Genomic DNA, 1,511 nt, shown 5'->3' with positions numbered 1-1,511 from the left:
TGTCTGACGTCAGCACCAATGGGACAGTTTAAGTAGATTTGATAAGAGAGGGTTTCTGGCTCATCGTAACCGCCAAGGAGTGGAGATGAGAAAGAAACCCGGAACCAAGCAGAGCTACGGTGAGAAGGTCGTAAAGGACATTCGCCGTGTGACCCGCAAACAGTATTCCGCAGAAGAGAAGATCAGGATCGTGCTGGACGGCCTTAAAGGCGAGGACAGCATTGCAGAGCTGTGCCGTCGTGAGGGCATCGCGCAGAGCCTGTATTACAGCTGGTCCAAGGAATTTCTGGAAGCCGGCAAGAAACGTCTGGCAGGTGACACGGCCCGTGCGGCAACTTCCGCCGAAGTGAAGGATCTGAGACGGGAAGCCCGTGATCTAAAGGAAGTTGTTGCAGAACAGGCCCTGGAACTGCGTTTGCTCAAAAAAAGCATGATCGCAGATGGGGACGACGACGAATGAGGTATCCTGCATCTGAAAAGCTGGAGATCATCCGCCTCGTCGAAGGTTCGCATCTCCCGACCAAGCGCACTTTGGAAAAGCTGGGCATCCCGAAGACCACCTTCTATCGCTGGTACGACCGGTATCTGTCGGGTGGTCCTGAGGCGCTTGAGGATCGTAGTCCCAAGCCCTCACGGGTCTGGAACCGCATTCCGCAGCCAATGCGTGAGAAGATCAAGGACCTGGCACTGAAGGAAAGTGAGCTTTCCCCGCGTGAGTTAGCTGTTCGCTTCACCGACACAGAAAAGTACTTTGTGTCAGAGGCTTCGGTCTATCGCATCCTCAAGTCCTACGATCTGATCACCAGCCCGGCTTATGTGGTTTTGTCGGCCGCAGACGAGTTCCAGGACAAGACCACACGGCCGAACCAACTCTGGCAGACCGACTTCACTTACCTGAAGGTCATCGGCTGGGGCTGGTTCTATCTCAGTACGATCCTGGACGATTACAGCCGTTACATCATCGCTTGGAAGCTTTGTACGACTATGAAGACCGAGGATGTGACCGACACGCTGGACCTGGCACTACAGGCGTCGGGCTGTGATCAGGCAACCGTGCTGCACAAACCGCGCCTGCTCAGTGATAACGGATCCAGTTATATCTCTGGTAAACTTGCTGAATGGCTGGAAGATCAGGAAATGGATCATGTCCGAGGGGCGCCATACCATCCGCAAACTCAGGGAAAGATCGAGCGCTGGCACCAGACCTTGAAGAACCGCATCTTGCTGGAAAACTACTACCTGCCCGGTGATCTCAGGCAGCAGATCGATGCTTTCGTCGATCACTACAACCACCGGCGCTACCACGAAAGCTTACAAAACCTCACGCCCGCTGATGTCTACTTCGGGCGCGGACAGACCATTCTAAAACAACGAGAGAGGATCAAACGAAAGACCATCGAAACCCGGCGCTTGCTTCACCGCAAATCCGCCGCATAATCAAACCAACCAGATGAGCCACATCCTCTCTTAGATCAGAGCGCCATCTGTCCCAAAATCCCTGACGACGGACA

1 protein-coding gene is annotated in these 1,511 nt (G+C 54.1%); it reads left to right on the top strand.

All coding sequences use genetic code 11. The features are described 5' to 3' along the window. Positions 1–85: 85 nt before the first annotated feature. Positions 86–1,437, top strand: a protein-coding gene (locus AC2FI9_RS22765) for an IS3 family transposase (protein WP_170825240.1) whose coding sequence is annotated in 2 segments (ribosomal slippage) — positions 86–422 and positions 422–1,437 — 1,353 coding nt in all. Because the reading frame shifts where the segments join, the coding sequence is not laid out codon by codon here. Positions 1,438–1,511 lie beyond the last annotated feature (74 nt).

Source organism: Ruegeria sp. CDSA246, from assembly GCF_059611225.1.
This window is presented reverse-complemented; position numbering and strand designations above follow the sequence as displayed.